This is a genomic window from Pseudomonas sp. LFS044 (assembly GCF_047978245.1).
GTDB lineage: Bacteria > Pseudomonadota > Gammaproteobacteria > Pseudomonadales > Pseudomonadaceae > Aquipseudomonas.
Genome location: NZ_JBFPFX010000011.1, coordinates 73013 through 98032, shown reverse-complemented (window position 1 = coordinate 98032; position 25020 = coordinate 73013). Strand labels below are relative to the sequence as shown.

Sequence of the window (25020 nt, the reverse complement as noted above, 5' to 3'; positions counted from 1 at the left end):
TGCTCACGGAGATAGACGATGACCTTTTCACTGCGCCGCCTCGTCCTGGCTACCGGTTGCCTGCTGCTGGCCGGCAATGCCCTCGCTGCCGAACCGAAACGCCCTGAATGCATCGCCCCGGCCTCGCCCGGCGGCGGTTTCGACCTGACCTGCAAGCTGGTGCAAAGTGCCCTTGTGCAGGAGAAGATCCTCAGCAAACCGATGCGCGTTACCTACATGCCCGGCGGTGTCGGCGCGGTGGCGTACAACGCTGTGGTTGCCCAGCGCCCAGGCGATGCCGGCACGCTGGTGGCGTGGTCCAGCGGCTCCCTGCTGAACCTGGCCCAGGGCAAATTCGGCCGCTTCGACGAAAATGCCGTGAAATGGCTGGCGGCGGTCGGCACCAGCTACGGCGCCATCGCGGTGAAAAGCGATTCGCCCTACAAGACCCTCGACGACCTGGTCGCGGCGTTGAAAAAAGACCCGAGCAAGGTGGTCATTGGTTCCGGTGGCACCGTCGGCAGCCAGGACTGGATGCAGACAGCGCTGATCGCCAAGGCCGCCGGCATCAACCCGCGCGACCTGCGCTACGTGGCGCTGGAAGGCGGCGGCGAAATCGCCACGGCGCTGCTGGGTGGCCACATCCAGGTCGGCTCCACCGACATTTCCGACTCCATGCCGCACATCCAGAGCGGCAACATGCGCATCCTCGCCGTGTTCTCGGAAAACCGCCTGGACGAGCCGGAAATGAAGGATATCCCGACCGCCAAGGAACAGGGCTACGACATCGTCTGGCCGGTGGTGCGCGGCTTCTACCTGGGGCCGAAGGTGAGCGATGAAGACTACGCCTGGTGGAAAGCGTCGTTCGACAAGATGCTCGCCTCCGAGGACTTCGCCCAGCTGCGTGACCAGCGCGAGCTGTTCCCGTTTGCCATGACCGGTGAAGAGTTGGACGGCTATGTGAAAAAACAGGTGGCGGACTACAAGGCGCTGGCCAAGGAATTTGGCCTGATTCAGTAAATCGCCGATTACCTGAACCGATCCCTGTAGGAGCGGGCTTGCCCGCGAGACTGACACCACGGTGCATGGCACCGGCTTTGCCGGTGTTCGCGAGGCAAGCCCGCTCCCACAAAGTCCGCGCCCAATGAGGATTTACTCATGATCCTGCAACGTATCTTCGCCCTGGTTCTGCTGGCGGTGTGCGCCGCCCTGGCCGTGATGGCCTGGCCCTACCAGGCGGCGTTTTCCTACGAACCGGTCGGCCCCCGCGCCTACCCGCTGCTGATGCTCGGCCTGATGGGCCTGGGCCTGCTGTACCTCGCCATCCGCCCTACGCCGATCGTACGCAAGGACGACGAGCCAGCGCTGGACCGCGAAACCCTGATCAAGATCGCCGCCTGCGTCGGCCTGCTGATCGTCTTCGCCGCTACCTTCGAGGCCCTGGGCTTCATCCTCAGCGCCATGCTGGTCGGCATTCCCATGGCCCGGCTGTATGGCGGCCGCTGGCTGCACAGCGCCATCGTGGTGGTGGGCATGAGCCTGTTCCTCTACTGGCTGTTCGACCGCGTGATGGACGTCCCCCTCCCCCTTGGCCTGCTGAGCGCACTGGAGAACTGACACATGGATACCTTGAGCTACCTGGGCCAGGGCTTCGGCGTCGCCCTGAGCCCGTACAACCTGGTCACCGCCCTGTCGGGCACGTTGATCGGCACCGTGGTCGGCCTGCTGCCGGGCCTGGGCCCGATCAACGGCGTGGCGCTGCTGATCCCGATCGCCTTCGCCCTCGGCCTGCCACCGGAGTCGGCGCTGATCCTGCTGGCTGCGGTGTACCTGGGCTGCGAATACGGCGGGCGGATCAGCTCGATCCTGCTGAACATCCCCGGCGAAGCCTCGACCGTGATGACCACCCTCGACGGCTACCCGATGGCCCGCAAGGGCTTGGCCGGCGTGGCCTTGTCGTTGTCGGCGTGGAGTTCGTTCATCGGCGCCTTCATCGCCACCTGCGGCATGGTGCTGTTCGCCCCGCTGCTGGCGAAATGGGCGATAGCCTTCGGCCCGGCGGAGTATTTCGTGCTGATGGTGTTCGCCATCGTCTGCCTCGGCGGCATGGCCGGCGACAAACCGTTGAAGACCTTCATCGCCGCGCTGATCGGCCTGTTCCTGTCGGCAGTCGGCATTGATGCCAACAGCGGCGTGTACCGCTTCACCGGTGACAGCGTGCACCTGGCGGACGGTATACAGTTCGTGGTGCTGGTGCTGGGGCTGTTCTCGATCAGCGAAATTCTCCTGCTGCTGGAGAAGACTCACCATGGCCACCAGGCGGTCAAGGCCACCGGGCGCATGTTGTTCAACGTCAAGGAAGCCGCGTCGGTGTTCGCGGTCAACATCCGCTGCGGCCTGCTCGGTTTCATCATGGGCGTGCTGCCGGGCGCCGGCGCAACGCTGGCCAGCGCCGTGGCCTACATGACCGAAAAACGCATTGCCGGTACCAAGGGCAACTTCGGCAAGGGTGATGCACGCGGCCTTGCCGCGCCGGAAACCGCCATCGGTGCCTCCTGCTGCGGTGCCCTGGTGCCCATGCTGACCTTGGGCGTGCCTGGCTCGGGTACCACGGCAGTAATGATCGGCGCACTGACGCTGTACAACATCACCCCGGGCCCGCTGCTGTTCGAACAGCAACCAGACATCGTCTGGGGCCTGATCGCGTCGCTGTTCATCGCCAACATCATGCTGGTGATCCTGAACATCCCGATGATCCGCATCTTCACCCGCATCCTCGCCGTGCCGAACTGGGCGCTGGTGCCGGTGATCGCGATCATCACCGCGATCGGTGTATACGCCGTGCATGCCACCACCTTCGACCTGTTCCTGATGGTCGGCATCGGCATCATGGGTTACATCCTGCGCAAGCTGGACTTCCCGCTGTCGCCGATTCTGCTGGGGTTCATCCTCGGCGGCCTGATGGAGCAGAACCTGCGCCGCGCGCTGTCGATTTCCAACGGTGAGCTGGGCATTCTCTGGTCGAGCCCGATCAGCATGTCGGTATGGGTATTGACCCTTTGCATGCTGACCCTGCCGCTGCTGCGCATCTGGCGCAAGCGCGCGCAACAGCGCCGGGCGATGGCCGATGCCTGACCGGTCGTTGCCGCTGTACTGGGCGACGGGGCTGGTCGGCCTGGCGGGCGGGTATCTCGCCAGTCTGGTCGGCTGGCCGCTGCCCTGGATGGTCGGCTCGTTGCTGGCGATCATCCTGGTGCGCTGCCTGACGCCGTGGCAGTTGTCGGAAATCCCCAACGGCCGCAAATGCGGGCAATGCATCATCGGCCTGGGGATTGGCCTGCATTTCACCCCGGCGGTGATCGAACAGGTGGCCAGCCATTTCGTGCTGATCTTCTTTGCTGCGCTGTTCACCACCGTTTCCAGCGTGGTCGGCGTGTGGTTGCTGCGGCGCACCGGCGAGGACCGGGCCACGGCATTTTTCGCCAGCATGCCTGGCGGCTCTGGGGAGATGGTCAACCTGGGCGCACGCAATGGCGCAGTGCTCAGCCAGGTCGCCGCCGCGCAGAGCCTGCGCGTGCTGGCGGTGGTGCTGTGCGTGCCGGCGCTGTTCAAGTTCCTCATCGGTGATGGCGTGCCGCTCAATCATGCCGGCAGTGTAAGCTGGGGCTGGCTGGCATTGATCGCACCGCTGGGGGTGGCGGTGGGTTTCGTCTGGCAGCGCTTGCGCCAGCCTAACCCTTGGCTGTTCGGGCCCTTGCTGGTGGCCGCGACAGCAAGCCTGGCGGGCGATCTGCAGATAGCCTTGCCCAACGGCGCCAGCCAGATCGGCCAATGGCTGATCGGCAGTGGCCTGGCCTGCCACTTCAACCGCGCGTTTTTCCGTCGCGCACCCTCGTTTCTGGGGCGCACCTTGCTGGCCACAGCGCTTTGCATGCTGATTGCTGGCAGTGCCGCATGGGGGTTGAGCGTGCTGACTGCGCTGGACCTGCGTTCGCTGACCCTGGGGATGATGCCCGGCGGGATTGCCGAGATGAGCCTGACGGCGGAAACCTTGCAGTTGTCAGTGCCGCTGGTGACGGCGTTGCAGGTGATGCGGTTGTTGTTCGTGCTGTTTCTGGCGGAGCCGCTGTTCAGGGTGTGGAACGCTGATCAGCGGCAACCGCGAAAAAACTGAATCTACAAGGGCGGCAACGCCCAGTCGATCGGCGCCAGCCCACGCTGTTGAAGGAAGCCGTTGGTCCGGCTGAAGTGCCCGCAGCCGAGGAACCCACGGTAGGCCGACAACGGCGACGGGTGCACCGACTTCAGCACCAAATGCTTGGTGCCGTCGATCAGCTTCTGCTTGCTCTGAGCGTGCGCGCCCCACAACAGGAACACCACGTTCGGGCAACGCTCGCTGACGACCTGGATGATACGGTCGGTGAAGAACTCCCAACCTTTCTTGGCATGCGAGGCGGCATTGGCGCGTTCGACAGTCATGGTCGTATTCAGCAGCAGTACGCCCTGCTCGGCCCAGCTCTGCAGGTAACCGTGGTTGGCGATGGGAATGTTCAGGTCGCGCTGCAGCTCCTTGTAGATGTTCACCAGCGACGGCGGCGTGGGTACGCCTGGCTGCACCGAGAAGCACAAGCCGTGGGCCTGACCCGGGCCGTGGTACGGGTCCTGGCCGAGGATCACCACCTTCACCCGCTCCAGCGGCGTGGAGTTGAGCGCGTTGAAAATCAGCGGCCCTGGCGGGTAGATTTCCTTGCCGGCAGCGTATTCCTGGCGCAGGAATTCACGCAACTGGTGCATGTAGGGCTGGTCGAATTCGGCACGCAGTGCGTCTTTCCAGCCGGGCTCGAGTTTGATGCGATCGTCGTCAGTCATGGGAGCGTCCGTAATCAATGGCGCGACACTAGGTAAGCCATCCCCCCTTGTCAATCGGTCCGACCGACGACCGGCGTGATCGGCCAGGCAGGCCATACTAGGGGGACGACTGGAGCGAGGTAGTCCATGGCCATTCACTGCGAGGTACTCACCGGCGTCGACGGCGCCCGAATCGGCATTGCCACCCTGGATGCGCCCAAGGCGCTCAATGCCCTCAACCTGCCGATGATCGAGGTGCTCGGCGAACAGTTGCATGAGTGGGCCCGCGACCCGGGCGTGGTCTGCGTATTGCTGCGTGGCAATGGCGCCAAGGCGTTTTGCGCGGGTGGCGACGTGCGTGCGCTGGCCCAGGCCTGCCGCAAACACCCAGGCAGCGTGCCACCCCTGGCGGCGTCGTTCTTTGCCGCCGAGTATCGCCTCGACTATCTGATCCACACCTACCCCAAACCGCTGCTGTGCTGGGGCCATGGCCATGTGCTGGGTGGCGGCATGGGGCTGCTGCAGGGTGCCAGGGTACGCATCGTCACGCCCAGCAGCCGACTGGCAATGCCGGAGATCAGCATCGGCCTTTACCCCGACGTGGGTGCCAGCTGGTTCCTTGCCCGCCTGCCGGGCAAGCTGGGGCTGTTCCTCGGGCTGACTGGCGCGCCCATCAATGCCCGAGACGCCCTCGACCTGGGCCTGGCCGACCGGTTCCTTGGCGAGCATCAGCAAGAAGGCCTGATCGAAGAGTTGCTGCAGATGAACTGGCAGGAGCAGACCGATTTGCAGCTCAACAGCCTGCTCAAGTCAGAGCAGCACCGTGCCTTTGCCGAACTGCCCAAGGCGCAATGGCTGCCGCGGCGCCAGGCGATCGATGCGCTGCTGGATGTCGCGGACCCTGCGGCCGCATGGCGGGCACTCGAAGGGCTTGCACACCATGAAGACCCGCTGCTGGCCGAGGCAGGCCAACGCTTGCACCAGGGTTGCCCGCTGACGGCGCACCTGGTCTGGGAGCAGATACGCCGCGCCCGGCACCTGTCATTGGCGCAGGTGTTCCAGATGGAGTACAGCATGAGCCTCAATTGTTGCCGTCACCCCGAGTTCAGCGAAGGGGTGCGCGCCCGCCTGCTGGACAAGGACAACCAGCCGCGCTGGCACTGGCCAGATGTGGCGCAGGTGCCCGACGCGGTGGTCGAGGCGCATTTCGTCAAGATATGGGAGGGGCGACATCCGCTGGCTGACCTGGCATGAACAAGGGCCGCAGCAGCGGCCCCTTCATGCTCAGCGTTGCCAGTTGCGATCACCGCCGCGCCTACCATCAGGCCGGCGGTCACGATCACCCCGGCCGTTGGAATGCCAGCGGTCGTTCTGATACCGCCGGCTGTCATTGCGGTAGTCGTGCCGGTCGCGATCGCGCCCGTAGTCATAGCGCTGACGGTTGCCATAGTCATAGCGCGGGTTGCCATGCCACTGGTTCATCCCCGGCTGCGGATGTGGCCGGTATTGAGGCACGGGCGCCGGCCGGTAGTAACGCGGCGCCGGTTGATAGTAGTAGCGCGGTTGTGGCGCTACATAGTAGCGGTCATGGCGGTAGTAACCCGGCGACACATAGCGGTCGGTGGTGTAGTAATCGGAGCGGTAGTACCTGCCCCCCTGGTAGTAGGGTACACAGGCGGTTGTCATCAGACCCAACAGGGCGATCAACAGAATTCGATAGGACATGGCGGCCTCCTGGACCGCTGGGGTGCCCGAACAGCGGCGCTGGCGAGCGTCGACCGCAAAGCGTTCATCGACACTGAATAAGACATTACGGCCAACGTGCAGTGCCATTTCTGCAACAATTTGAAACAGCACGGATACCCACAAAAAACCTGCAGTCTTTTTCCGGTCATGTCACTAGAATGATCGCCTCGGCACACATCACGGGACGATCATGCCTTCACGCTCCGCATTGTTTTCGCAGCGCTCGTTGATCCTCACCCTGCTGATGCTGCTGGCCTGTGGCTTTCTCGCCACCTCGCTGCTCAGCTACTTCGCTTCACGCAGCGCAATCCGCGATGGCATCGTCAACACCGAGTTGCCGCTGACCTCCGATACCGTCTATTCGGAAATTCAAAAAGACCTCATCCGCCCGGTGCTGATCGCGTCGATGATGGCCCAGGACACATTCCTGCGCGACTGGGTGCTCGCCGGCGAACAGGATCCCCAACGCGTCACGCGTTTTCTCGGCGAGGTGATGGGCAAGCAGGATACCTTCACCTCCTTCTTCGTCTCTGACAGCAGCCTGACCTATTACCAGGCCAAGGGGGTACTCAAGCATGTCGAGCCGGGCACCTGGCGTGATGCCTGGTACTTCCGCCTGCGCGCGCTCAAGGCGCCTTACGAAATCAACGTCGACCTGGACATGGCCAACCACGACAGCCTCACGGTCTTCATCAACTACAAGGTGCTGGACTACCAGCAGCGCTTCATCGGCGCAACGGGGGTAGGCCTTAGCGTGGACGCGGTGGTCAAACTGATCGACACCTACCAGCGGCGTTACCAACGCTCGGTGTTCTTCACCGATGCCAAGGGCAAGGTCTTGCTCAGCGGTTCGGATGGCGGCCCACATGGCCTGCGGGCCGGCCAGCCACTGCGCGACAACCCCGGCCTGGACGAGCTGCTGATGCAGGGGCCGGTACCCGCCGAAGGCAGCCATGAATACAGGGACAGCGAGGGCCACAGCCATTTCCTGAATGTGCGGCACCTGCCGGAGCTTGACTGGTACTTGCTGGTGGACAAGCGCGAGACTGGCGCCCTGGACCGGGTACGCCACTCGCTGTACCTGAACCTTGCGATCTGCGCGATGATCACGCTGGTGGTGCTGTCGCTGTTGCATGCCATGCTCAGGCGTCATCAGGCCAGCATCGAGGCCCTGGCCACCCTCGACAGCCTCACCGGGCTGCCCAACCGGCGCAGCTTCGACCTGCTGGCGGCCCAGGCCCTGCAGGAGGCCCAGCGTGATTGCGCGCCGCTGGTGGCGCTGCTGATCGACCTCGACCACTTCAAGGCGCTAAACGATACCCACGGCCACCTGGCCGGCGACGAAGTGCTGCGCCAGTTCGCCAATGTGCTGCAAGGCAGCCTGCGCCAGTCGGATATACTCTGCCGCTGGGGCGGCGAGGAATTCATCGTGCTGCTGCGCGAAACCGAAGGCCGGCAAGCGCTCGACGTGGCGGAAAAGATCCGTCGGCGCACCGAGCAGCTGACCTTCATCTACGACGAACAGCCGCTGCGCCTGACCACCAGCATCGGCCTCAGTGGCCTGCAGCCAGGCGACACCCTGCACGCCCTGCTGACCCGCGCCGACCGCGCGCTTTATCGTGCCAAGCAGGCCGGCCGCAACCGTGTATGCAGTGAAACACCCGGACTCGTTTATGAATGAAAACCAGCGCTGCCCCGCTTGCGGCGCCCTCAACCAGTGCACCCTGGCCGACCCACGCACCGCCACTGAGCCGTGCTGGTGCTTTGCCGTGGCCATCGACCCGGCGGTGCTGCAGGCGCTGCCAACAGAGCTGCGTGACCAGTCCTGCCTGTGCCCGCGCTGTGCGGCGGGCGCCAGCCTGGCGGCGAACACCGCCACCCCGGTCGACAGTGAAAAGCGCTAGACTGCGCGGCCTTTTACCTACGCTCGTGCCCCATGCGCCTCGACCGCTTCCTCGCCAACCTGCCCAGTTATAACCGCCAGCAAGCCCGCCTGCTGCTGGTGCAGCGGCGTGTGCGTGTGGATGGTGCGGCCGTCGCCGACCCGCGCACCGAAGTACGCGAATTCAGCCGTATCGAGGTGGATGACCAGGTACTGCAGGCCGGCCGCCCGGCGCGTTACCTGATGCTGCACAAACCGGCCGGTTGCGTGAGCGCCACCCAGGACCCTCAGCACCGCACCGTGCTTGACCTGCTGCCCGCCGAATTGCGCGACGATCTGCACATCGCCGGCCGGCTGGACTACAACACCACCGGGCTGCTGATCCTGACCAACGATGGCCAATGGTCGCGCCGCCTGACCCAGCCAGCGACCAAACTGCCCAAACACTACCTGGTGCAGACCGAGGACGAAATCGGTGGCCATTACGTCGACAAGTTTCGTGCAGGGTTCTACTTCGCCTTCGAAGACCTCACCACTCTCCCCGCGCAACTGGACATACTTGGCCCGCGCCATGCAAGGCTGGCAATCGTCGAAGGCCGCTACCACCAGGTCAAGCGGATGTTCGGGCATTTCGACAACAAGGTGGTGGGGTTGCACCGGGAAAGCATGGGTTCGATACGCCTCGACCCAGGGTTGGCGCCGGGTGAATTCCGGGCGCTGACTGCCGAGGAAATCGCCGCGGTATAGCCCGCCACAGGCGCTGCGCAGCGGTCATACGACCGCCCAGCGGCAAAAGTCACAAATTTCCCCAGGCGACCCTTGCGGGATCCCCAACCCACTGCTTGAATCCTAACTTGTCGGTCTGCACGTGACTCACGAGTCACAAACGCGGACCAGGACACTTTTTGCCGGCCACCCAAGGCCTCGATGCTTTGGGGCACGGCAAATTGCCCGCCAAAAACAATACCGTCGACACGTGTGCCAAGGATCGACACAGGGCCCCGGTAATTTCTTCAGGCAAATGCCTACCTGTCATATTGAACGTGCACCCTAGGTGACGCGAATACCCTTTTTGCGCCAGGAGTCGATGACATGAGGCCAGAAATCGCTGTACTTGATATCCAAGGTCAGTATCGGGTTTACACGGAGTTCCATCGCGCCGATGCCGCCGAGAAAACGATCATCCTGATCAACGGCTCGCTGGCTACCACGGCCTCGTTCGCCCAGACGGTGCGTAACCTGCACCCGCAATTCAACGTGGTGCTGTACGACCAGCCGTATGCCGGCAAGTCCAAACCGCACAACCGCCAGGAGCGCCTGATCAGCAAAGAGGACGAAGCGCATATCCTGCTGGAGCTGATCGAGCACTTCCGCGCCGACCACGTGATGTCGTTTTCCTGGGGCGGTGCCTGCACCCTGCTGGCGCTGGCGCACCAGCCGCGGCTGGTGAAAAAGGCAGTGGTCAGTTCGTTCTCGCCGGTGATCAATGAACCGATGCGCGACTACCTCGACCGCGGCTGCCAGTACCTGGCCGCCTGCGATCGCTACCAGGTCGGCAACCTGGTCAACGACACCATCGGCAAGCACCTGCCCTCGCTGTTCAAGCGTTTCAACTATCGGCACGTCAGCAGCCTGGACACGCACGAGTACGCGCAGATGCACTACCACATCAACCAGGTGCTGCAGCATGACCTGGACCGGGCGCTGAAGGGTGCGCGCAACATCGATATCCCGGTGCTGTTCATCAACGGCGACCGTGACGAATACACCACCGCCGAAGACGCCCGACAGTTCGGCAACCATGTCGGCAAGAGCCACTTCACGGTGATCCGTGATGCCGGCCACTTCCTCGACATGGAAAACAAGACGGCTTGCGAAGCCACGCGCAGCGCCCTGCTTGGCTTCCTCAAGCCGACCGTGCGCGAATCCAGGGCTCGTAACCTCTACAGCAACACCCAAGGGCAGCATGCATGGGCGATCTGAGTGCATCGGCGTCCTGTAGCCATGACCCGCAGGCTATGGGCGCCGACAGCTTTTTTTAGGCCTGGTTTATAACTGGGGCTTCTAATTCGAGGAGCGTTCTGGTACAAAGTCGATCGCAGACGCGGGTATAGTTTAGTGGCAAAACGAAAGCTTCCCAAGCTTTAGTTGAGGGTTCGATTCCCTCTACCCGCTCCACACCGCATTCCCGCATGGCGTTCCAGCAACGTCATCGCTGTCAAAAGGAGCCTTGGCTCCTTTTTTCGTTTCTGTCCTTTGGTTGATCATCCCAGGGCAAAAACCTGGCTCGCTCAGTAACCTGATTTGTCCAGTAACGCCGACTCGTTTTCGGTGGGGCGCTGGTAGAAGCGCAGCAATTGCGCAGCCCGGTTAGTGAAGATCCCGTCCACCCCGGCCTGCATGGCGTTGGCGTAGTCCTGCGGCTCATCGAGCGTGTAAACATGCACCAGCAACCCGCGCTCATGGCTGGCCTGGTTCATCCACGGCTGAATGAGGTCGGCATAGCTCTGTTCACCCAGCTTGCCGCGCTTGGCCGAGGGGCCGGTGCCGATCGCCCCGCCCTGCTTGGCAATGTTCAGCCAGCGCAGGAATTCCGCCCGATCCTTCGGTTGTTGTCGCGCGGAAAAGGCGGCCTTGTCGCTTTCGCCTGAATCAGCGAAATCCTGGCCAGAGGCGGGTGCGATGGCCTTGGTTCCCACCCACAGCAGGAGAATCTTCGGCACCTGGGGCATGGCCTCGTGCAGCAGCGCCAGGCTGTTGCGATCGAATGTCTGCAACACCACACGCCCAGGGCGGCTCAGCCAGCCACGGGCCTCGAGCCGCTGCTTGAGCTGCTTTTCAATCCCCGGGAACTGGTTAGGCACCTTGGTCTCGATATACAAGCCCGGTTGACGCTCGGGGTTGCCTTCGGCGATGTCGATGACTTCGTCCAGGGTAAGGATGGACAATTTGCTGAACGACGGCCGGGCACGCTCCGGATACGCCTCGTTGAACCAACTGCCCGCGTCCAGGGTTTTGAGCTCGGCCAAGGTGAACGCGCTGACCGGGCTGAGCTTACGCTCGGGAAAGCGCTCGGCGACATCGCTGGTGCGTGACAGCTCATCGTCATGGACCACCACCAGCACCCCGTCACGCGTGCGTTGCAGGTCGAGCTCCAGGTAGTCAGCACCCAGATCGCGCGCCAGCAGGTACGCAGGTGTGGTTGATTCGGGGGCATCATAAGAGGCACCGCGGTGAGCGATCACGGAGGGGTATGGAATACCCTGAGCCGCAGCCAGGCTTTTGCCCTCCGTTGCCCAGCCCGCCGAGGCCGAACCCAGGGCCGCCAAGCCCAACATTGCGATCAAGCTTTTGCGCATGGTGAAGTCCTCTTTCATCCTGCCAACCGTGTCGTACCTGAGCCAACCCTCGCACACCTTGCATGACATGCTAAAGTCGCCACCGTTTTCCGCTCCAGCGAATGGACCCATCATGCCCGCACTAGACGCCCACCTCGCCACCTGGCAGGAACTCGCCCAACGCCACCCCTGCGACGCCCTGCTGCTGGGCAACGGCGCCAGCCGTGCACTGTGGAAGCCGTTCGGCTACTTCTCGCTGTTCGAGGAAGCCCAGCGCGCCGGGCGCAAGAAAGGCCTGGCGATCAGCGACCAGGCCTTGTTCAAGTCGCTGGGCACCGAGCTGTTCGAGCCTGTGCTGAGCACCCTCAACCACACCGTGCGCGCCAACGCCGCCCTGGCGATCAACTCCACCGCGCCGCTGAACCGCTATTACTCGATCAAGGAAGCACTGATCCACGCCATGCGCACCGTGCACGTGCCGTGGCCGCTGATGCCTGCAGCCACCCTGACAGCGATCAACCAGGCGTTGCGCAGCTATCGCAGTGTCTATACCAGCAACTACGACCTGATCCTGCCGTGGGCCGTGCAGCACGACCCACAGGGCTTTGCCGCCCTGTTCGATGAGGAAGGCTTCTTCGACGTGCGCCGCACGCGAAGTGCAGGGACACGCGTGCTGCACCTGCACGGCGGGCTGCACCTGCTCAAGCTGCCCGACGGCGCCACCCGCCAGCGCAGCGCCGAAAGCGCTGAATTGCTCGATGGCTTTGCCGTGAACATCCCGGGTGAAGTGCCCTTGTTCGTCAACGAAGACCGCAGCGACGAGAAACTGCGTGCGATCCGCAACTCGGATTACCTGGGCTGGTGCCTGGGGCAGCTGGCGCAGGAAAGCCAAGGCCTCTGCCTGTTCGGGCAGCACCTGGACAGCAGTGACCAACACCTGCTCGAAGCGATTCGCCAAGCGCGGCCGGCGCATCTTTCGATTGCCATCAGGGCGCTGGGCGAGGCCTCGGTGATGAATCAGAAACGCCATTTTGTGGAGCGGTTTGGCGACCTGACGGGGACTGCGCTGCATTTCTTCGATGCGGGTACCCATCCGCTGGGGGCAGTGGCGTTGGCGATCGAAGTGCAGACGGTGCGCCACTAACACTGCACCAGCGGTGCAACTTCAATGAGCGAAACCCGTGGCACCTTTGACTAACCGTGCATGTGCGCTTGACACATTGACGGCCATCGCAACCCGAGCCAGGTCCAGCATCTCTTGGCCGATGGTGTAACTCCCTCGGGCCAGCAACCAGGCCAGGACGTCTGCGAGATGCCACAGCGAAGTGCTGCCTTCATGTATGGGAGCCGGGAAACTGTGAATATGCGCGAGCATCAGCTTGCGCATGTTCTGACGCGATACACCGACGATCTCTGCCACATCTGTTAAACCGACGAGGTCTGGCGTCGCCTCGATCAGTCGTGCGCCAGGCACTGCCGTACGGACATCCCTGAGAGCGCTTTCGATCGCCTCGTGTGCACCAGCAGATTCCCGTACAAATTCAAGTGAAAGGCGCCCCGGCTGGCCGATCCCGACCAGTGCGTCATCACAACCCGCCTCGGCCAGGCGCTCCAGGAGCGCATCGATATCTTCGTCCTCGACCAATTGGTACTTGAGGGTAAACTCGTATTCCATCGCTACTGCTCCTCACCACCCTTCGCTGCGGTAGCGGTTTCACTGCTGCCTGTGCAATGGTCCACTACACGCTTTAGCTGGCGCGCAAAATTGCCAGGATTCTTCGGGGTGCTCCAGACACTGGTAATGCAACGCTCCCCGCACCGGCAATCGGCATCGTTGAACGGGCAGTACATCTTTCCCCAACAGTGCCCGCCCCCCACAACGATCCGCCATCCCTGTGACTCAGCGTGCCTCAAGGCATGCTCGACCTCTTTCTTGGCATGAACCGGCCGTGACATCAAATCTTCTCCAGTGTGGGCTCGGACCTCAAGGTTGTCAAATGACAACCATGGTACCGTTTGGTGTCGACCACACTACAGGTCTGTTGACGATCAAATCAGCCACTTGATGCACTTGGGAATCGTCCTACGCACTGTTGGGAATGATGCCCAGCACACGTTCATTGCCCGGCGATCAACCCATCCCCCCGCAACAACGTTTCCAGGCAATGCTCCTGCACGCCATAAAACCCTTTCAGCTGCGCGATCTTCTCCAGCAACGCCCCCGCTTCCACCGGCTGCTTACGCTTCACCGCAAGAATCATCTTGTTCTTGTTGGTGTGCTCCAACGAGATGAACTCGAACACCTTGGTCTCGTAACCACAAGCCTCCAGGTACAAGGCGCGCAAGCTGTCGGTCAGCATCTCGGCCTGCTGGCCCAGGTGCAGCCCGTATTGCAGCATCGGCTGCAGCAGCCCCGGGCTGTGCAGTTGCGGGCGGATCTGTTTGTGGCAGCACGGTGAGCACATGATGATCGCGGCATTGCAGCGTATGCCGGTATGGATCGCGTAATCGGTGGCGATGTCGCAGGCATGCAGGGCGATCATCACCTCGATGGCCTCGGGCACCACGCTGCGCACGTCACCGCACTGGAACTCCAGGCCCGGGTGCTCCAGGCGCGAAGCTGCGGCGTTGCACAGGTCGACCATGTCCTGGCGCAACTCTACGCCCGTCACCTGAGCGTCACGACCCAGGGTGTTGCGCAGGTAGTCATGCATGGCAAAGGTCAGGTAACCCTTGCCGGAGCCGAAGTCGGCCACCCGCAACGCCTGCTCTGCAGGCACCGGCGCATTGGCCAGGGCATGTTCGAAGACTTCGATGAACTTGTTGATCTGCTTCCACTTGCGCGACATGGAGGGGATCAGCGCGCCTTGCGCGTCGGTCACCCCAAGGTCGCGCAGGAAGGGCCGTGACAACTCCAGGTGGCGTTTTTTCTCACGGTCGTGGCCGCTGCTGGTGACCGCCTCGCGGGGCGCCTGGGCACCGTGACGCTGGAGCATCGGCTTGCCCTTCTTGCTGAAAGTCAGCTGCTGCTCCCCCTCGGCATCGAACAGGTGGGCATTGCGAAAGCTTGCCGGCAGCAGTTCGGCGACCAGCGCCAGGGCTTGGTCCAGCGGCAGGTTGCGGGTGATGTCGCGGGTCTGGTGGCGGTACACCAGCGACAGGTTCGGCTGCCCCTTCACCTGCACCGGTTTGGCGATGATCCGCTGCAAGGTCGGGTCGGCACCAACGTGGCGCGCCAGCACCAGCTTGACCAGGGTGTTGCCGTGCAAGGCAGCGCTCAGCAGGTCGAGAAACTGGGCGCGCGCATCCGGCGCGGAAGAAGCGGAAGGATTGGCGGACATGGAAAACAGGTGCCTCGGGTAGCGGGAAGCGCGTTGCGCAATGCCGCGCATTCTACGTCGATGGCCGCCTCAGGCGAAGGTTTTCGCGATGGGCGTGGCTCAGTCGAGAACGACCAGGCGGTTGGGCAACTCGTTGCGCGCATGGGTGCGCGGCACGTGCTCGCACAGCCGCTCACCGCAGGCCTCGATACACTCGACAAAGCCCTGCAAGGTGCGGCCCTGGCGTACCTGCTCGGCAAAACGGGCAACGATGACCGCACGGGCCTTGGCATCCAGATGGCGATCGATGCCCTGATCGACGAGGATCTCCACATGCCGCTCAGCCTCGGCGACAAAGATCAGCACCCCGGTGCCGGCGGCAGTGCGCTGCAGGTTCTGTTCGCGAAACTGTTGCCGGGCCAGGCGCGATGCCCGCCAGCGGCGCAGCGCGCCTGGGATCAGCCAGGCGGCCAGGCGCGGGTTGCGCAGCAGCACACACAAGCCAAAGAACAGCAACACATTCGCCACCAGCAGGCCGCGCACACCCGGCCAGCCCAGCAGCAGGTGACACAGCCCTGGCACGGCCAGGGCCAGCACGGCGGCCCAGAGCAGCGGCAGGTAGGCATAGTCATCGGCGCGGCGCGCCAGCACGGTCACCAGCTCGGCATCGGTGCGCCGCTCCACGCGGGCAATGGCCTCGGCGATCTGGCGCTGCTGGTATTCGTTGAGGGGGGTCATGCCTTCGGTCTCTCGATCGTTCTTATTGTTGTTGTCCCGGCGTTCGGGTGTTCCTCAGCGAGCGACATATTCAGGCATAATCCGCCGCTGGAATTAATGCCCGTGAATCGTACAACAATAGCCGCCTGAAAACTTCGGCCGCGCACGTATCACCGTGGATACGGCACAGGCCCCGACAACGGAATTCATGATGAAACTGTCTTTGCTGGGCCTGGCCATGATGAGCCTTGCCAGTCAGGCGGCCCTTGCCGCCCAAACCGCCCCGCCCCTGCAAGACAAGCAGGCGTTCATCGAGCACCTGATCAGCCAGATGACCGAAGCCGAAAAGATCGGCCAGCTGCGCCTGATCAGCATCGGCCCGGAGATGCCACACGAGAAGATCCGTGAAGAAATCGCCGCCGGGCGCATCGGCGGCACCTTCAACTCGCGCACCGCCCCCGAGAACCGGCCGATGCAGGACGCCGCCATGCGCAGCCGCCTGAAGATCCCGATGTTCTTCGCCTACGACACCATCCACGGCGAACGCACCATCTTCCCGATCGGCCTGGGGCTGGCCGCTACCTGGGACATGGACGCCATCGCCAAGGTCGGCCGCACCTCGGCCATCGAGGCCTCCGCCGACGCCCTGGACATGACCTTCGCGCCGATGGTCGACATCGCCCGCGACCCACGCTGGGGCCGCACCAGCGAGGGCTTTGGCGAGGACACCTACCTCACCTCGAAGATCGGCCAGGTAATGGTCCGCTCGTTCCAGGGCAGCAGCCCGGCCAACGCCGACAGCATCATGGCCATCGTCAAGCACTTCGCCTTGTATGGCGCAGTGGAAGGCGGGCGCGACTACAACACGGTCGATATGAGCCTGCCGAAGATGTACAACGACTACCTGCCGCCTTACCGCGCCGCGCTGGACGCCGGCGCCGGCGGGGTGATGGTGGCGCTGAACTCGATCAACGGCGTGCCGGCCACCTCCAATACCTGGCTGATGAACGACCTGCTGCGCAAGGAGTGGGGCTTCAAGGGCGTGACCATCAGCGACCACGGCGCCATCCAGGAGCTGATCCGCCATGGCGTCGCGCGCGACGGCCGCGAGGCCGCCAAGCTGGCGATCAAGGCCGGCATCGACATGAGCATGAACGACACCCTGTATGGCGAAGAGCTGCCCGGGCTGCTCAAGACCGGCGAAGTGACCCAGGGTGAACTGGACCAGGCCGTGCGCGAAGTGCTGGGGGCCAAGTACGAGATGGGCCTGTTCAAGGACCCCTACGTGCGCATCGGCAAGGCCGAAACCGACCTCAAGGACTACTACAGCGAAGACCGCCTGCACCGTGATGCCGCCCGCGACGTGGCCCGCCGCAGCCTGGTGCTGCTGGAAAACCGCCAGCAGACCCTGCCGCTGAACAAAGCCGGCACCATCGCCCTGGTCGGCCCGCTGGCCGATGCACCGATCGACATGATGGGCAGCTGGGCTGCCGACGGTAAGCCGATGCACTCGGTCACCGTACGCGAAGGCCTGCGCCGCGCTGTCGAGGGCAAGGCCAAGCTGGTCTACGCCAAAGGTGCCAACGTCACCGGCGACAAGGCGATTCTCGATTACCTGAACTTCCTCAACTTCGATGCCCCGGAAATCGTCGATGACCCGCGCCCGGCAGCGGTGCTGATCGACGAAGCGGTCAAGGCTGCGAAACAGTCCGACGTGGTGGTGGCCGTAGTCGGTGAGTCCCGCGGTATGTCCCACGAGTCGTCCAGCCGCACCACGCTGGAGATCCCGGCCAGCCAGCGCGAGCTGATCAAGGCCTTGAAGGCCACCGGCAAGCCGCTGGTGCTGGTATTGATGAACGGCCGCCCGCTGTCGATTGCCTGGGAGCGTGAGCAGGCTGACGCCATCCTCGAGACCTGGTTCGCCGGTACCGAGGGCGGCAACGCCATCGCCGACGTGCTGTTCGGCGACTACAACCCGTCGGGCAAGCTGGCCATCACCTTCCCGCGCTCGGTCGGGCAGATTCCGATGTACTACAACCACACGCGCATCGGCCGGCCGTTCACGCCGGGCAAGCCAGGCAACTACACCTCGCAGTATTTCGAGGAGCCAAACGGCCCGCTGTACCCGTTCGGTTATGGCCTGAGCTACAGCAGCTTCGAGCTGTCGGGGTTGACCCTGTCGGGCAAGGACCTCAAGCGCGGTAACACGCTGGAGGCCAAGGTGACGGTGAAGAACACCGGCAAGCTAGATGGCGAGACCGTGGTGCAGTTGTACCTGCAGGATGTCGCGGGCTCCATGAGCCGCCCGGTCAAGGAACTGAAGAACTTCCAGAAACTGCTGCTCAAGGCTGGCGAGTCGCGAACCGTGACCTTCCGCATCAGCGAGGACGACCTGAAGTTCTACAATGGGCAGCTGCAGCGGGTCGCCGAGCCTGGCGAGTTCAATGTTCAGGTCGGGCTGGATTCCGAAGCTGTACAGCAGCAGAGCTTCGAATTGTTGTAAGCCGCACTGGCCCTCTCGCCGGCAAGCCGGCTCCCACAGGCTTCCACCGCGCGATGGCCCAGCGCAGTACCTGTAGGAGCCGGCTTGCCGGCGATAGGGCCCTACCCGCCACTCAATCATCCGGATCTGCCCCATGCCCTTTTCCTTTCGCGCCCTGCGTCTGGGGCTGATCATCCTGCTGATTGTGGCCGGCACTGCGCTCAGCGCGGGCTGGGCCATGCATCAGGCCAAGCGCCAGGCCATGGAGGACGACGCCCGCCGCGCCAGCCAGCAGCTGGGGTTGTACGCCACGGCCCTGCATACCTTGATCGACCGCTACCGCGCCCTGCCCGCCGTGCTGGCCTTGGACCCGGAGCTGATCCAGGCCCTGCGTGGGCCGGTCGACGACGCCATGCAGGACGCCCTCAACCGCAAACTCGAACGCATCAATGGCGCGGCCAATTCCTCCACCCTCGAATTGCTCGACCGTACCGGCCTGGCCATCGCCGCCAGCAACTGGCGCCTGCCCACTACCTACGTGGGTTCAAACTACGGCTTTCGCCCCTACTTCAAGCAAACCCGCAGCCAGGGCAGCGGCCGCTTCTATGCGGTTGGGGTGACCAGCGGCGTACCGGGTTACTTCCTGTCCAGCGCCGTCACCGACGAACAGGGGCGCTTCCTCGGCGCCATGGTGGTCAAGCTGGAGTTTCCCGAACTGGAGCGCGAGTGGCGCCAGGGCAGTGATGTGTTGCTGGTCAGCGACGCGCGCGGCATCACCTTCATCGCCAACCAGGACGGCTGGCGCTACCGCGAGCTGCAACCGCTGAGCGGCGCCGACCGCGCCGAACTGGCCGAAACGCGTCAATACGACAAGCAACCACTGGTGCCGTTGCAGCATCAGGTCCTCACCCGCTTTGCCGAAAACAGCCACCTGAGCCGGGTGCAGGGCCCCGCCGGCACTGCCGAGTACCTGTGGGAGAGCCTGCCGCTCGCGGGTGAGGCCTGGACCCTGCATCTGTTGCGCAAACCGCAGGTCAGCGCTGCCGGGCGCAACGCTGGCCTGGGCGCCGCCGCCGTATGGCTGAGCCTGGTGTTCGCCGCACTGTTCGTCAGCCAGCGCCTGCGCCTGGCCCGCCTGCGCCAGCGCAGCCGTGAAGAACTCAAGCGCCAGGTCGAGGAGCGTACCCGCGAACTGCGCACCGCACAGGAAGGCCTGGTGCAGTCGGCCAAGTTGGCTGCGCTTGGGCAAATGTCTGCGGCCATGGCCCACGAGATCAACCAGCCGCTGACCACCCAACGCATGCAGCTGGAAACCCTGCGCCTGCTGCTCGACCACGGCCGCTACGACGAAGCGCGCCTGGCACTGGAGCCGCTGGAGCAGATGCTCACACGCATGGCCGCGCTCACCAGCCATCTGAAGACGTTCGCCCGCAACAGCCCGGTCGGCCTGCGCGAACGGCTGGACCTGGCGACCGTGGTCGATCAGGCCCTGCACCTGCTGGATACGCGCTTGCGCAGCGACGAGGTCGACGTGGCCCTGTACCTGGCACGCCCCGCCTGGGTGCGGGGCGATGCGATCCGCCTGGAGCAAGTGCTGATCAACCTGCTGCGCAACGCCCTCGACGCCATGGCCGACAAACGCTACAAACGCCTGGAAATCCGTATCGAACCCGAACAGGATCAATGGCGCCTTAGCGTCCTCGACTCTGGCGGGGGGATTGCCGACACCCATCTGGCCAAGGTCTTCGACCCCTTCTTCACCACCAAGCCGGTGGGTGAAGGGCTCGGTCTGGGCCTGGCAATTTCCTATGGCATCATTCACGAGGCCGGCGGCCAGCTGCAGGCAGAGAACCTGCCGGGCGGCGCGCGCCTGAGCTTCACCCTACCCCGTGACCTGGAGCCTGTATGTTGAATTCAGTGATCGTCGTCGATGATGAGGCGAGCATCCGCAGTGCAGTCGAGCAATGGCTGAACCTGTCCGGGTTCAGCGTGCAGTTGTTCGCGCGCGCCGAGGAATGCCTGGCTCACCTGCCCCGGCACTTTCCAGGCGTCGTCATCAGCGATGTGCGCATGCCGGGCATGGGTGGCATGCAGTTGCTGGAGCGCCTGCAGGCCGATGACCCGGACCTGCCGGTAATCCTGCTGACCGGCCATGGCGATGTGCCGATGGCCGTCGAGGCCATGCGTAACGGCGCCTATGACTTTCTCGAAAAGCCCTTCACGCCGCAGCATCTGCTGGGCAGCCTGCGCCGTGCCCTGGAGAAACGCCAACTGGTGCTGGAGAACCGCCGCCTGCACGAGCAGGCTGACCTGAAGTCACGCCTGGAGGCCGCGCTGCTGGGCATGTCGCAAGGCCTGCAGCAACTGCGCCGGCAGGTGCTCGACCTGGCCAGCCTGCCGGTCAATGTGCTGATCCGCGGCGAAACCGGCAGTGGCAAAGAGCGTGTGGCGCGCTGCCTGCACGACTTCGGCCCGCGTGCAGGCAAGCCCTTCGTCGCGCTCAACTGCGCAGCGATCCCGGAATCGCTGTTCGAAGCCGAGCTGTTCGGCCACGAGAGCGGCGCCTTTACCGGGGCCCAGGGCAAGCGCATCGGCAAGCTGGAGTATGCCAATGGCGGTACGGTGTTCCTCGACGAAATCGAAAGCATGCCGCTGGCCCAACAGGCCAAGCTGCTACGGGTGATCCAGGAGCAGAAGCTGGAACGGCTGGGGGCCAACCAGAGCATCAGTGTCGACCTGCGTATCATCGCCGCGACCAAGCCCGACCTGCTTGAAGAAGCCCGCGCCGGGCGTTTTCGCGAAGACCTGGCCTATAGGCTGAATGTCGCGGAATTGCGCTTGGCGCCGCTGCGCGAACGGCGTGAAGACATCCCGTTACTGTTCGAGCATTTCGCCCACGCTGCAGCCGAGAAGCTGAGCCGCACAGCCCCGCCGCTGTCGGCGACGCAGTTGGCGCAATTGCTGACCCATGACTGGCCTGGCAACGTACGTGAGCTTGCCAACGCGGCCGAGCGCCATGCCTTGGGCCTGGGGTCACCCAGCATCGAGGCAGCACCGGCCGGGCAATCGCTGGGCGAGCAGATGGAGGCGTTCGAGGCACAGTGCCTGCGGGCAGCCTTGCGCCAGCATGCTGGCGAGATCAAGGCGGTGATGGAGGCGTTGCAGCTACCCAGGCGTACGCTGAATGAGAAGATGCAGCGGCACGGCCTGGTGCGTGAGGACTTTCTCTGATGAGCGGATTATTGCCGATCAACACCAATCGATAAGCGGAAATCCGCTCACCCAGGTCATCACGACACGATAAGCCGCTGACCAGTCAATCACCGGCACGCCAGCGGCCGCACGCTCTACGCCCCCATTTGGATCATCCCGCACCCATTTGGCACACCTTCTGCAATCGTCCTGGCAAGCAGCGCTTCAGGCGCGCTCCACAAAAACAACGAGAAGGTATCCCTGATGGATAACGCCACCTCCCTGCCAACCGGGGCGGCCGTCGCGCCCGCCGCAGAAAAAACCACCGCCAGCCGCCTCAAGTCGATTTTCAGCGGCTCCATCGGCAACATGGTCGAATGGTACGACTGGTACGTCTACGCCGCGTTCTCGCTGTACTTCGCCAAAGCGTTCTTCCCTGCCGGCGACTCCACCGCACAACTGCTCAACACCGCCGCCATCTTTGCCGTGGGCTTCCTCATGCGCCCGATCGGTGGCTGGCTGATGGGCCTTTACGCCGACCGCAAGGGGCGCAAGGCCGCACTGATGGCCTCGGTCCTGCTGATGTGCGCCGGCTCCCTCGTCATCGCCCTGACCCCAGGTTATGAAACCATCGGCGTCGCCGCGCCGGTGCTGCTGGTGGTCGCCCGCCTGCTGCAGGGCCTGTCGGTGGGTGGTGAATACGGCACCTCGGCCACCTACCTGAGCGAGATGGCCAGCAAGGAGCGCCGCGGCTTCTTCTCCAGCTTCCAGTACGTGACCCTGATCTCCGGCCAGCTCATCGCCCTGGCGGTGCTGATTGTCCTGCAGCAGACGCTGACCACCGAGCAGCTGTATGCCTGGGGCTGGCGTGTACCGTTCGTGATCGGCGCGCTGTGCGCAGTGGTCGCCCTGTACCTGCGCCGTGGCATGGAAGAAACCGCCTCGTTCACCAAGAAGGAAAAGGCCAAGGAAAGCCTGATGCGCACCCTGCTGCGCCACCCCAAGGAACTGATGACCGTGGTCGGCCTGACCATGGGCGGCACCCTGGCCTTCTACACCTACACCACCTACATGCAGAAGTACCTGGTCAACACCGTGGGCATGAGCATCAGTGACTCCACCACCATCTCGGCGGCCACGTTGTTCCTGTTCATGTGCCTGCAGCCGATCATCGGCGGCCTGTCGGACAAGATCGGCCGTCGCCCGATCCTGATCGCCTTCGGTGTACTCGGCACGCTGTTCACCGTACCGATCCTCACCACCCTGCACACCATCCAGACCTGGTGGGGCGCGTTCTTCCTGATCATGGCAGCGCTGATCATCGTCAGCGGCTACACCTCGATCAACGCCGTGGTCAAAGCCGAACTGTTCCCCACCGAAATCCGCGCACTGGGGGTTGGCCTGCCGTACGCGCTGACCGTTTCGATCTTCGGCGGCACCGCGGAATACGTGGCCCTGTGGTTCAAGAGTGCAGGCATGGAGAGCGGTTTCTACTGGTACGTCACCGCGTGCATCGCGTGTTCGCTGTTGGTGTACGCGACTATGAAAGACACCAAGCAGCATTCGCGGATTACGACTGACTGACCCTGCCGCCAGCTTGAACAAAAGGCGCCTCGTGGACAACGGGCGCCTTTTTTCTTTTGTCTAGCCAATCCTGAGCCAAATATCCAGCCTATTCGGCTCACAAAATGAGCCGAATAGGGTTATTATTCGGCTCACCATAGATTGCGAGGCAACCATGAACGCTCATCGATGGATCTGGCAGCAGCCGAAATGGCCCCACTTCCAATGGCAGAGTGAGCAGCTCGCGCCATTGTTGCGCAGTTGTGTAGAGGCTCAAGGCCGTCTGCTGGGCAGGATGGGAGCCGTCGATGCGTTCAGCGAGAGCCAGAATATCCTCGATACCCTCCTGCAAAATATCGTCACCTCATCTGCCATCGAGGGCGAGCAACTGAATGTTGGCTCAGTACGCTCTTCCCTCGCCCGTCGTCTTGGCATCAAGGAGCAAGGTGCCACCAATGCGCGAAGTGAAGGCCTGGCGGAACTCATGCTGGATGCGACGCAGGCATACGACCAACCCCTGACCCTGCAGCGGCTGTTCACATGGCACCACTGTTTGTTCCCAGACAGCAACGATGGCCTGTCGAAGCCGATACTGGTTGGCCAACTGCGCGACGAAGCACCGATGCAGGTCATCTCCGGTCGTCTCGACAAACCCACCGTACATTTTGAAGCACCACCGCGTATTGGCCTTGAAGACCAGCTAACAGGCTTTCTCGACTGGTTTGAGAACAGCCAAAGCAGCGTTGAACTCGATCCGTTGCTGCGGGCCGGCATCGCTCATTTCTGGTTCGTCACCCTGCATCCCTTCGACGATGGCAATGGGCGCTTGACCCGCGCCCTGACTGATTTGGCACTCGCTCAGGGGGAGCGTCAGGCCATTCGTTTCTACGCCATGTCGGCGAGCATTCTCGAAGATCGAGCGGGCTATTACCGCATATTGGAAAACAGCCAGAAAGGTGGGATGGACATTACCCATTGGCTGGCCTGGTTTCTCGAAACGTTGCTGCGCAGCCTCGAGCACGCCCTTTTGCGTATCGACCGTGTACTGGTCAAGGCGCGGTTCTGGAATGCGCACCGCGCTGACGGTTTGCTGCCTGAGCAGGTCAAGGTACTGAACAGGTTGCTCGATGGAGGCCCACGCGGTTTCGAAGATGGCATCAATGCAGCGCAATACCAGGCAGTGGCTAAGGTGTCGAAGGCCACTGCAACGCGCCACCTCACTGACCTGCTGGACAAAGCATGCCTGGTGAAACTAGCCGGTGGAGGACGCAGTACGCGTTATCAGATCAATACCCAGGGTATCCCCACCCCCTGACGCGGTTCACGTAGCTGATACCAGCTGGCAATCATTACCCGCACCAGCAGCACCCCTCCCATCACGGCCGACGACCCTACTCGATTTTCTGCTCTTAACCCCCGATTAATTCAGCGTCTGCATCCTGCAGAGGCTGGCAAAGCATTCAGCACTCGAGGCGCTTGTATCTCAAGAGGTACCAAAACCGAATGCTGAATGGCGACGCTCACGCCAATATACATCTATCAATTCGATTCTTAAGCGCTATTTTTTGCGCTTTTTAATCAAATTAATTGGCGTAGCATTGAATCCATAGAAACAAACAACTTCTCGCATCCAACGGAGCAACGACCATGAAAAACAAATTGATCCTCACCCTGGCCCTTTCGGTTTTCGCGGCTGGCGCCTTCGCCGAAGATGGCTTCGACCGCACCAACGCCCACAGCTTCACTGCGGTGCAAACGCAAACCGCCACTTACGCTGAAGATGGTTTTGACCGCACAGGTGCACAACGCTTCGCCGAAGACGGCTTCGACCGCACTGGCGGCCAACGCTTTGCCGAAGATGGTTTCGACCGCACCAACGCCCACCGCATCAGTTGATAACGGATGCGTGCAACCAGCCCGGCCTTGGCCGGGCTTGATCATTTGCAGGCGGCC

General features: G+C 63.1%; 22 protein-coding genes, 1 tRNA gene and 1 pseudogene. 17 read left to right on the top strand and 7 right to left on the bottom strand.

Translation table 11 applies throughout. From position 1 onward, the window contains the following. Window positions 1–18 precede the first annotated feature (18 nt). The 4 genes from ACNQPL_RS11970 to ACNQPL_RS11955 all read left to right on the top strand — a co-directional run bounded on the left by ACNQPL_RS11970 (window position 19) and on the right by ACNQPL_RS11955 (window position 4153). Window positions 19–999: a Bug family tripartite tricarboxylate transporter substrate binding protein gene (locus ACNQPL_RS11970; protein ID WP_300029687.1), complete on the top strand. Its 981-nt coding sequence runs from the start codon at window positions 19–21 to the stop codon at window positions 997–999. 138 nt (window positions 1000–1137) lie between these two features. After that, entirely contained in the window at window positions 1138–1596 is a 459-nt protein-coding gene (locus ACNQPL_RS11965) for a tripartite tricarboxylate transporter TctB family protein (RefSeq protein WP_346614486.1), read from the top strand. A gap of 3 nt (window positions 1597–1599) precedes the next feature. Next, window positions 1600–3114: a tripartite tricarboxylate transporter permease gene (locus tag ACNQPL_RS11960; protein WP_346614487.1), complete on the top strand. Its 1515-nt coding sequence runs from the start codon at window positions 1600–1602 to the stop codon at window positions 3112–3114. Further along, complete coding sequence (locus tag ACNQPL_RS11955; RefSeq protein ID WP_416466837.1) at window positions 3107–4153, top strand: AbrB family transcriptional regulator; 1047 nt, start codon at window positions 3107–3109, stop codon at window positions 4151–4153. Before ACNQPL_RS11960 ends, ACNQPL_RS11955 begins: the two co-directional genes overlap by 8 nt. A 2-nt stretch (window positions 4154–4155) precedes the next feature. On the opposite strand, the gene ung is transcribed toward ACNQPL_RS11955, so the two are convergent. Continuing rightward, window positions 4156–4848 (bottom strand): uracil-DNA glycosylase, encoded by a 693-nt coding sequence (ung, locus tag ACNQPL_RS11950; protein WP_416466836.1) that lies wholly within the window; start codon window positions 4846–4848, stop codon window positions 4156–4158. Window positions 4849–4974: 126 nt separating this feature from the next. Here ung and ACNQPL_RS11945 point away from each other — a divergent pair, with 126 nt between their 5' ends. After that, window positions 4975–6081, top strand: a complete 1107-nt coding sequence (locus ACNQPL_RS11945; protein WP_416466835.1) for an enoyl-CoA hydratase/isomerase family protein — start codon at window positions 4975–4977, stop codon at window positions 6079–6081. 30 nt (window positions 6082–6111) lie between these two features. On the opposite strand, the gene ACNQPL_RS11940 is transcribed toward ACNQPL_RS11945, so the two are convergent. Next, window positions 6112–6552, bottom strand: coding sequence for a hypothetical protein (locus ACNQPL_RS11940; protein WP_416466834.1), 441 nt, complete (start codon window positions 6550–6552; stop codon window positions 6112–6114). Window positions 6553–6763: 211 nt separating this feature from the next. Between ACNQPL_RS11940 and ACNQPL_RS11935 the strand changes: the two genes are divergently transcribed. The 5 genes from ACNQPL_RS11935 to ACNQPL_RS11915 all read left to right on the top strand — a co-directional run bounded on the left by ACNQPL_RS11935 (window position 6764) and on the right by ACNQPL_RS11915 (window position 10633). Then, window positions 6764–8254: a diguanylate cyclase gene (locus ACNQPL_RS11935; RefSeq protein WP_416466833.1), complete on the top strand. Its 1491-nt coding sequence runs from the start codon at window positions 6764–6766 to the stop codon at window positions 8252–8254. After that, entirely contained in the window at window positions 8247–8477 is a 231-nt protein-coding gene (locus tag ACNQPL_RS11930) for a cysteine-rich CWC family protein (RefSeq protein ID WP_416466832.1), read from the top strand. Before ACNQPL_RS11935 ends, ACNQPL_RS11930 begins: the two co-directional genes overlap by 8 nt. Window positions 8478–8509: 32 nt before the next feature. After that, on the top strand, window positions 8510–9202 hold the full coding sequence (locus ACNQPL_RS11925; RefSeq protein ID WP_416466830.1) for a pseudouridine synthase: 693 nt from the start codon (window positions 8510–8512) through the stop codon (window positions 9200–9202). Window positions 9203–9547: 345 nt separating this feature from the next. Further along, a complete protein-coding gene (locus ACNQPL_RS11920; RefSeq protein WP_346614495.1) occupies window positions 9548–10438 on the top strand; it encodes an alpha/beta fold hydrolase in 891 nt (296 codons plus the stop codon). A 121-nt stretch (window positions 10439–10559) separates the two neighbouring features. Beyond that, window positions 10560–10633, top strand: a tRNA-Gly gene (locus ACNQPL_RS11915). Between the two features lie 113 nt (window positions 10634–10746). Here ACNQPL_RS11915 and ACNQPL_RS11910 read toward each other — a convergent pair. After that, window positions 10747–11814: a glycerophosphodiester phosphodiesterase gene (locus ACNQPL_RS11910; protein WP_416466828.1), complete on the bottom strand. Its 1068-nt coding sequence runs from the start codon at window positions 11812–11814 to the stop codon at window positions 10747–10749. A gap of 112 nt (window positions 11815–11926) precedes the next feature. Here ACNQPL_RS11910 and ACNQPL_RS11905 point away from each other — a divergent pair, with 112 nt between their 5' ends. Further along, entirely contained in the window at window positions 11927–12937 is a 1011-nt protein-coding gene (locus ACNQPL_RS11905) for a DUF4917 family protein (RefSeq protein ID WP_416466827.1), read from the top strand. Window positions 12938–12958: 21 nt separating this feature from the next. On the opposite strand, the gene ACNQPL_RS11900 is transcribed toward ACNQPL_RS11905, so the two are convergent. From ACNQPL_RS11900 to ACNQPL_RS11885, 4 genes are all read right to left on the bottom strand, one after another. Beyond that, window positions 12959–13468: a helix-turn-helix transcriptional regulator gene (locus ACNQPL_RS11900; protein ID WP_416466826.1), complete on the bottom strand. Its 510-nt coding sequence runs from the start codon at window positions 13466–13468 to the stop codon at window positions 12959–12961. Window positions 13469–13470: 2 nt separating this feature from the next. Continuing rightward, complete coding sequence (locus tag ACNQPL_RS11895; protein WP_416466825.1) at window positions 13471–13749, bottom strand: hypothetical protein; 279 nt, start codon at window positions 13747–13749, stop codon at window positions 13471–13473. Between the two features lie 161 nt (window positions 13750–13910). After that, a complete protein-coding gene (locus ACNQPL_RS11890) occupies window positions 13911–15134 on the bottom strand; it encodes a class I SAM-dependent methyltransferase (protein WP_416466823.1) in 1224 nt (407 codons plus the stop codon). 99 nt (window positions 15135–15233) lie between these two features. Further along, entirely contained in the window at window positions 15234–15851 is a 618-nt protein-coding gene (locus tag ACNQPL_RS11885; RefSeq protein WP_416466822.1) for a TPM domain-containing protein, read from the bottom strand. A 187-nt stretch (window positions 15852–16038) separates the two neighbouring features. Between ACNQPL_RS11885 and bglX the strand changes: the two genes are divergently transcribed. The 6 genes and pseudogenes from bglX to ACNQPL_RS11855 all read left to right on the top strand — a co-directional run. Further along, window positions 16039–18333, top strand: a complete 2295-nt coding sequence (gene bglX / locus ACNQPL_RS11880) for a beta-glucosidase BglX (RefSeq protein WP_416466821.1) — start codon at window positions 16039–16041, stop codon at window positions 18331–18333. 133 nt (window positions 18334–18466) lie between these two features. Then, on the top strand, window positions 18467–20224 hold the full coding sequence (locus ACNQPL_RS11875) for an ATP-binding protein (protein ID WP_346614503.1): 1758 nt from the start codon (window positions 18467–18469) through the stop codon (window positions 20222–20224). Further along, window positions 20218–21543, top strand: coding sequence for a sigma-54-dependent transcriptional regulator (locus ACNQPL_RS11870; protein WP_416466820.1), 1326 nt, complete (start codon window positions 20218–20220; stop codon window positions 21541–21543). The genes ACNQPL_RS11875 and ACNQPL_RS11870 overlap by 7 nt, the downstream gene beginning before the upstream one ends. Before the next feature lie 225 nt (window positions 21544–21768). Then, window positions 21769–23088 (top strand): MFS transporter, encoded by a 1320-nt coding sequence (locus ACNQPL_RS11865; protein ID WP_346614505.1) that lies wholly within the window; start codon window positions 21769–21771, stop codon window positions 23086–23088. Between the two features lie 154 nt (window positions 23089–23242). After that, window positions 23243–24382, top strand: a complete 1140-nt coding sequence (locus ACNQPL_RS11860) for a Fic family protein (RefSeq protein WP_416466819.1) — start codon at window positions 23243–23245, stop codon at window positions 24380–24382. A gap of 332 nt (window positions 24383–24714) precedes the next feature. Beyond that, a pseudogene (locus ACNQPL_RS11855) lies at window positions 24715–24960 on the top strand (hypothetical protein); the annotation flags it as partial. Window positions 24961–25020 lie beyond the last annotated feature (60 nt).

Bases quoted from the DNA above. Each gene is read 5' to 3' on its own strand.
- ACNQPL_RS11970 (WP_300029687.1), top strand. From the start codon at position 19: ATGACCTTTTCACTGCGCCGCCTCGTCCTGGCTACCGGTTGCCTGCTG.
- ACNQPL_RS11965 (WP_346614486.1), top strand. From the start codon at position 1,138: ATGATCCTGCAACGTATCTTCGCCCTGGTTCTGCTGGCGGTGTGCGCC.
- ACNQPL_RS11960 (WP_346614487.1), top strand. From the start codon at position 1,600: ATGGATACCTTGAGCTACCTGGGCCAGGGCTTCGGCGTCGCCCTGAGC.
- ACNQPL_RS11955 (WP_416466837.1), top strand. From the start codon at position 3,107: ATGCCTGACCGGTCGTTGCCGCTGTACTGGGCGACGGGGCTGGTCGGC.
- ung (WP_416466836.1), bottom strand. From the start codon at position 4,848: ATGACTGACGACGATCGCATCAAACTCGAGCCCGGCTGGAAAGACGCA.
- ACNQPL_RS11945 (WP_416466835.1), top strand. From the start codon at position 4,975: ATGGCCATTCACTGCGAGGTACTCACCGGCGTCGACGGCGCCCGAATC.
- ACNQPL_RS11940 (WP_416466834.1), bottom strand. From the start codon at position 6,552: ATGTCCTATCGAATTCTGTTGATCGCCCTGTTGGGTCTGATGACAACC.
- ACNQPL_RS11935 (WP_416466833.1), top strand. From the start codon at position 6,764: ATGCCTTCACGCTCCGCATTGTTTTCGCAGCGCTCGTTGATCCTCACC.
- ACNQPL_RS11930 (WP_416466832.1), top strand. From the start codon at position 8,247: ATGAATGAAAACCAGCGCTGCCCCGCTTGCGGCGCCCTCAACCAGTGC.
- ACNQPL_RS11925 (WP_416466830.1), top strand. From the start codon at position 8,510: ATGCGCCTCGACCGCTTCCTCGCCAACCTGCCCAGTTATAACCGCCAG.
- ACNQPL_RS11920 (WP_346614495.1), top strand. From the start codon at position 9,548: ATGAGGCCAGAAATCGCTGTACTTGATATCCAAGGTCAGTATCGGGTT.
- ACNQPL_RS11910 (WP_416466828.1), bottom strand. From the start codon at position 11,814: ATGCGCAAAAGCTTGATCGCAATGTTGGGCTTGGCGGCCCTGGGTTCG.
- ACNQPL_RS11905 (WP_416466827.1), top strand. From the start codon at position 11,927: ATGCCCGCACTAGACGCCCACCTCGCCACCTGGCAGGAACTCGCCCAA.
- ACNQPL_RS11900 (WP_416466826.1), bottom strand. From the start codon at position 13,468: ATGGAATACGAGTTTACCCTCAAGTACCAATTGGTCGAGGACGAAGAT.
- ACNQPL_RS11895 (WP_416466825.1), bottom strand. From the start codon at position 13,749: ATGTCACGGCCGGTTCATGCCAAGAAAGAGGTCGAGCATGCCTTGAGG.
- ACNQPL_RS11890 (WP_416466823.1), bottom strand. From the start codon at position 15,134: ATGTCCGCCAATCCTTCCGCTTCTTCCGCGCCGGATGCGCGCGCCCAG.
- ACNQPL_RS11885 (WP_416466822.1), bottom strand. From the start codon at position 15,851: ATGACCCCCCTCAACGAATACCAGCAGCGCCAGATCGCCGAGGCCATT.
- bglX (WP_416466821.1), top strand. From the start codon at position 16,039: ATGATGAAACTGTCTTTGCTGGGCCTGGCCATGATGAGCCTTGCCAGT.
- ACNQPL_RS11875 (WP_346614503.1), top strand. From the start codon at position 18,467: ATGCCCTTTTCCTTTCGCGCCCTGCGTCTGGGGCTGATCATCCTGCTG.
- ACNQPL_RS11870 (WP_416466820.1), top strand. From the start codon at position 20,218: ATGTTGAATTCAGTGATCGTCGTCGATGATGAGGCGAGCATCCGCAGT.
- ACNQPL_RS11865 (WP_346614505.1), top strand. From the start codon at position 21,769: ATGGATAACGCCACCTCCCTGCCAACCGGGGCGGCCGTCGCGCCCGCC.
- ACNQPL_RS11860 (WP_416466819.1), top strand. From the start codon at position 23,243: ATGAACGCTCATCGATGGATCTGGCAGCAGCCGAAATGGCCCCACTTC.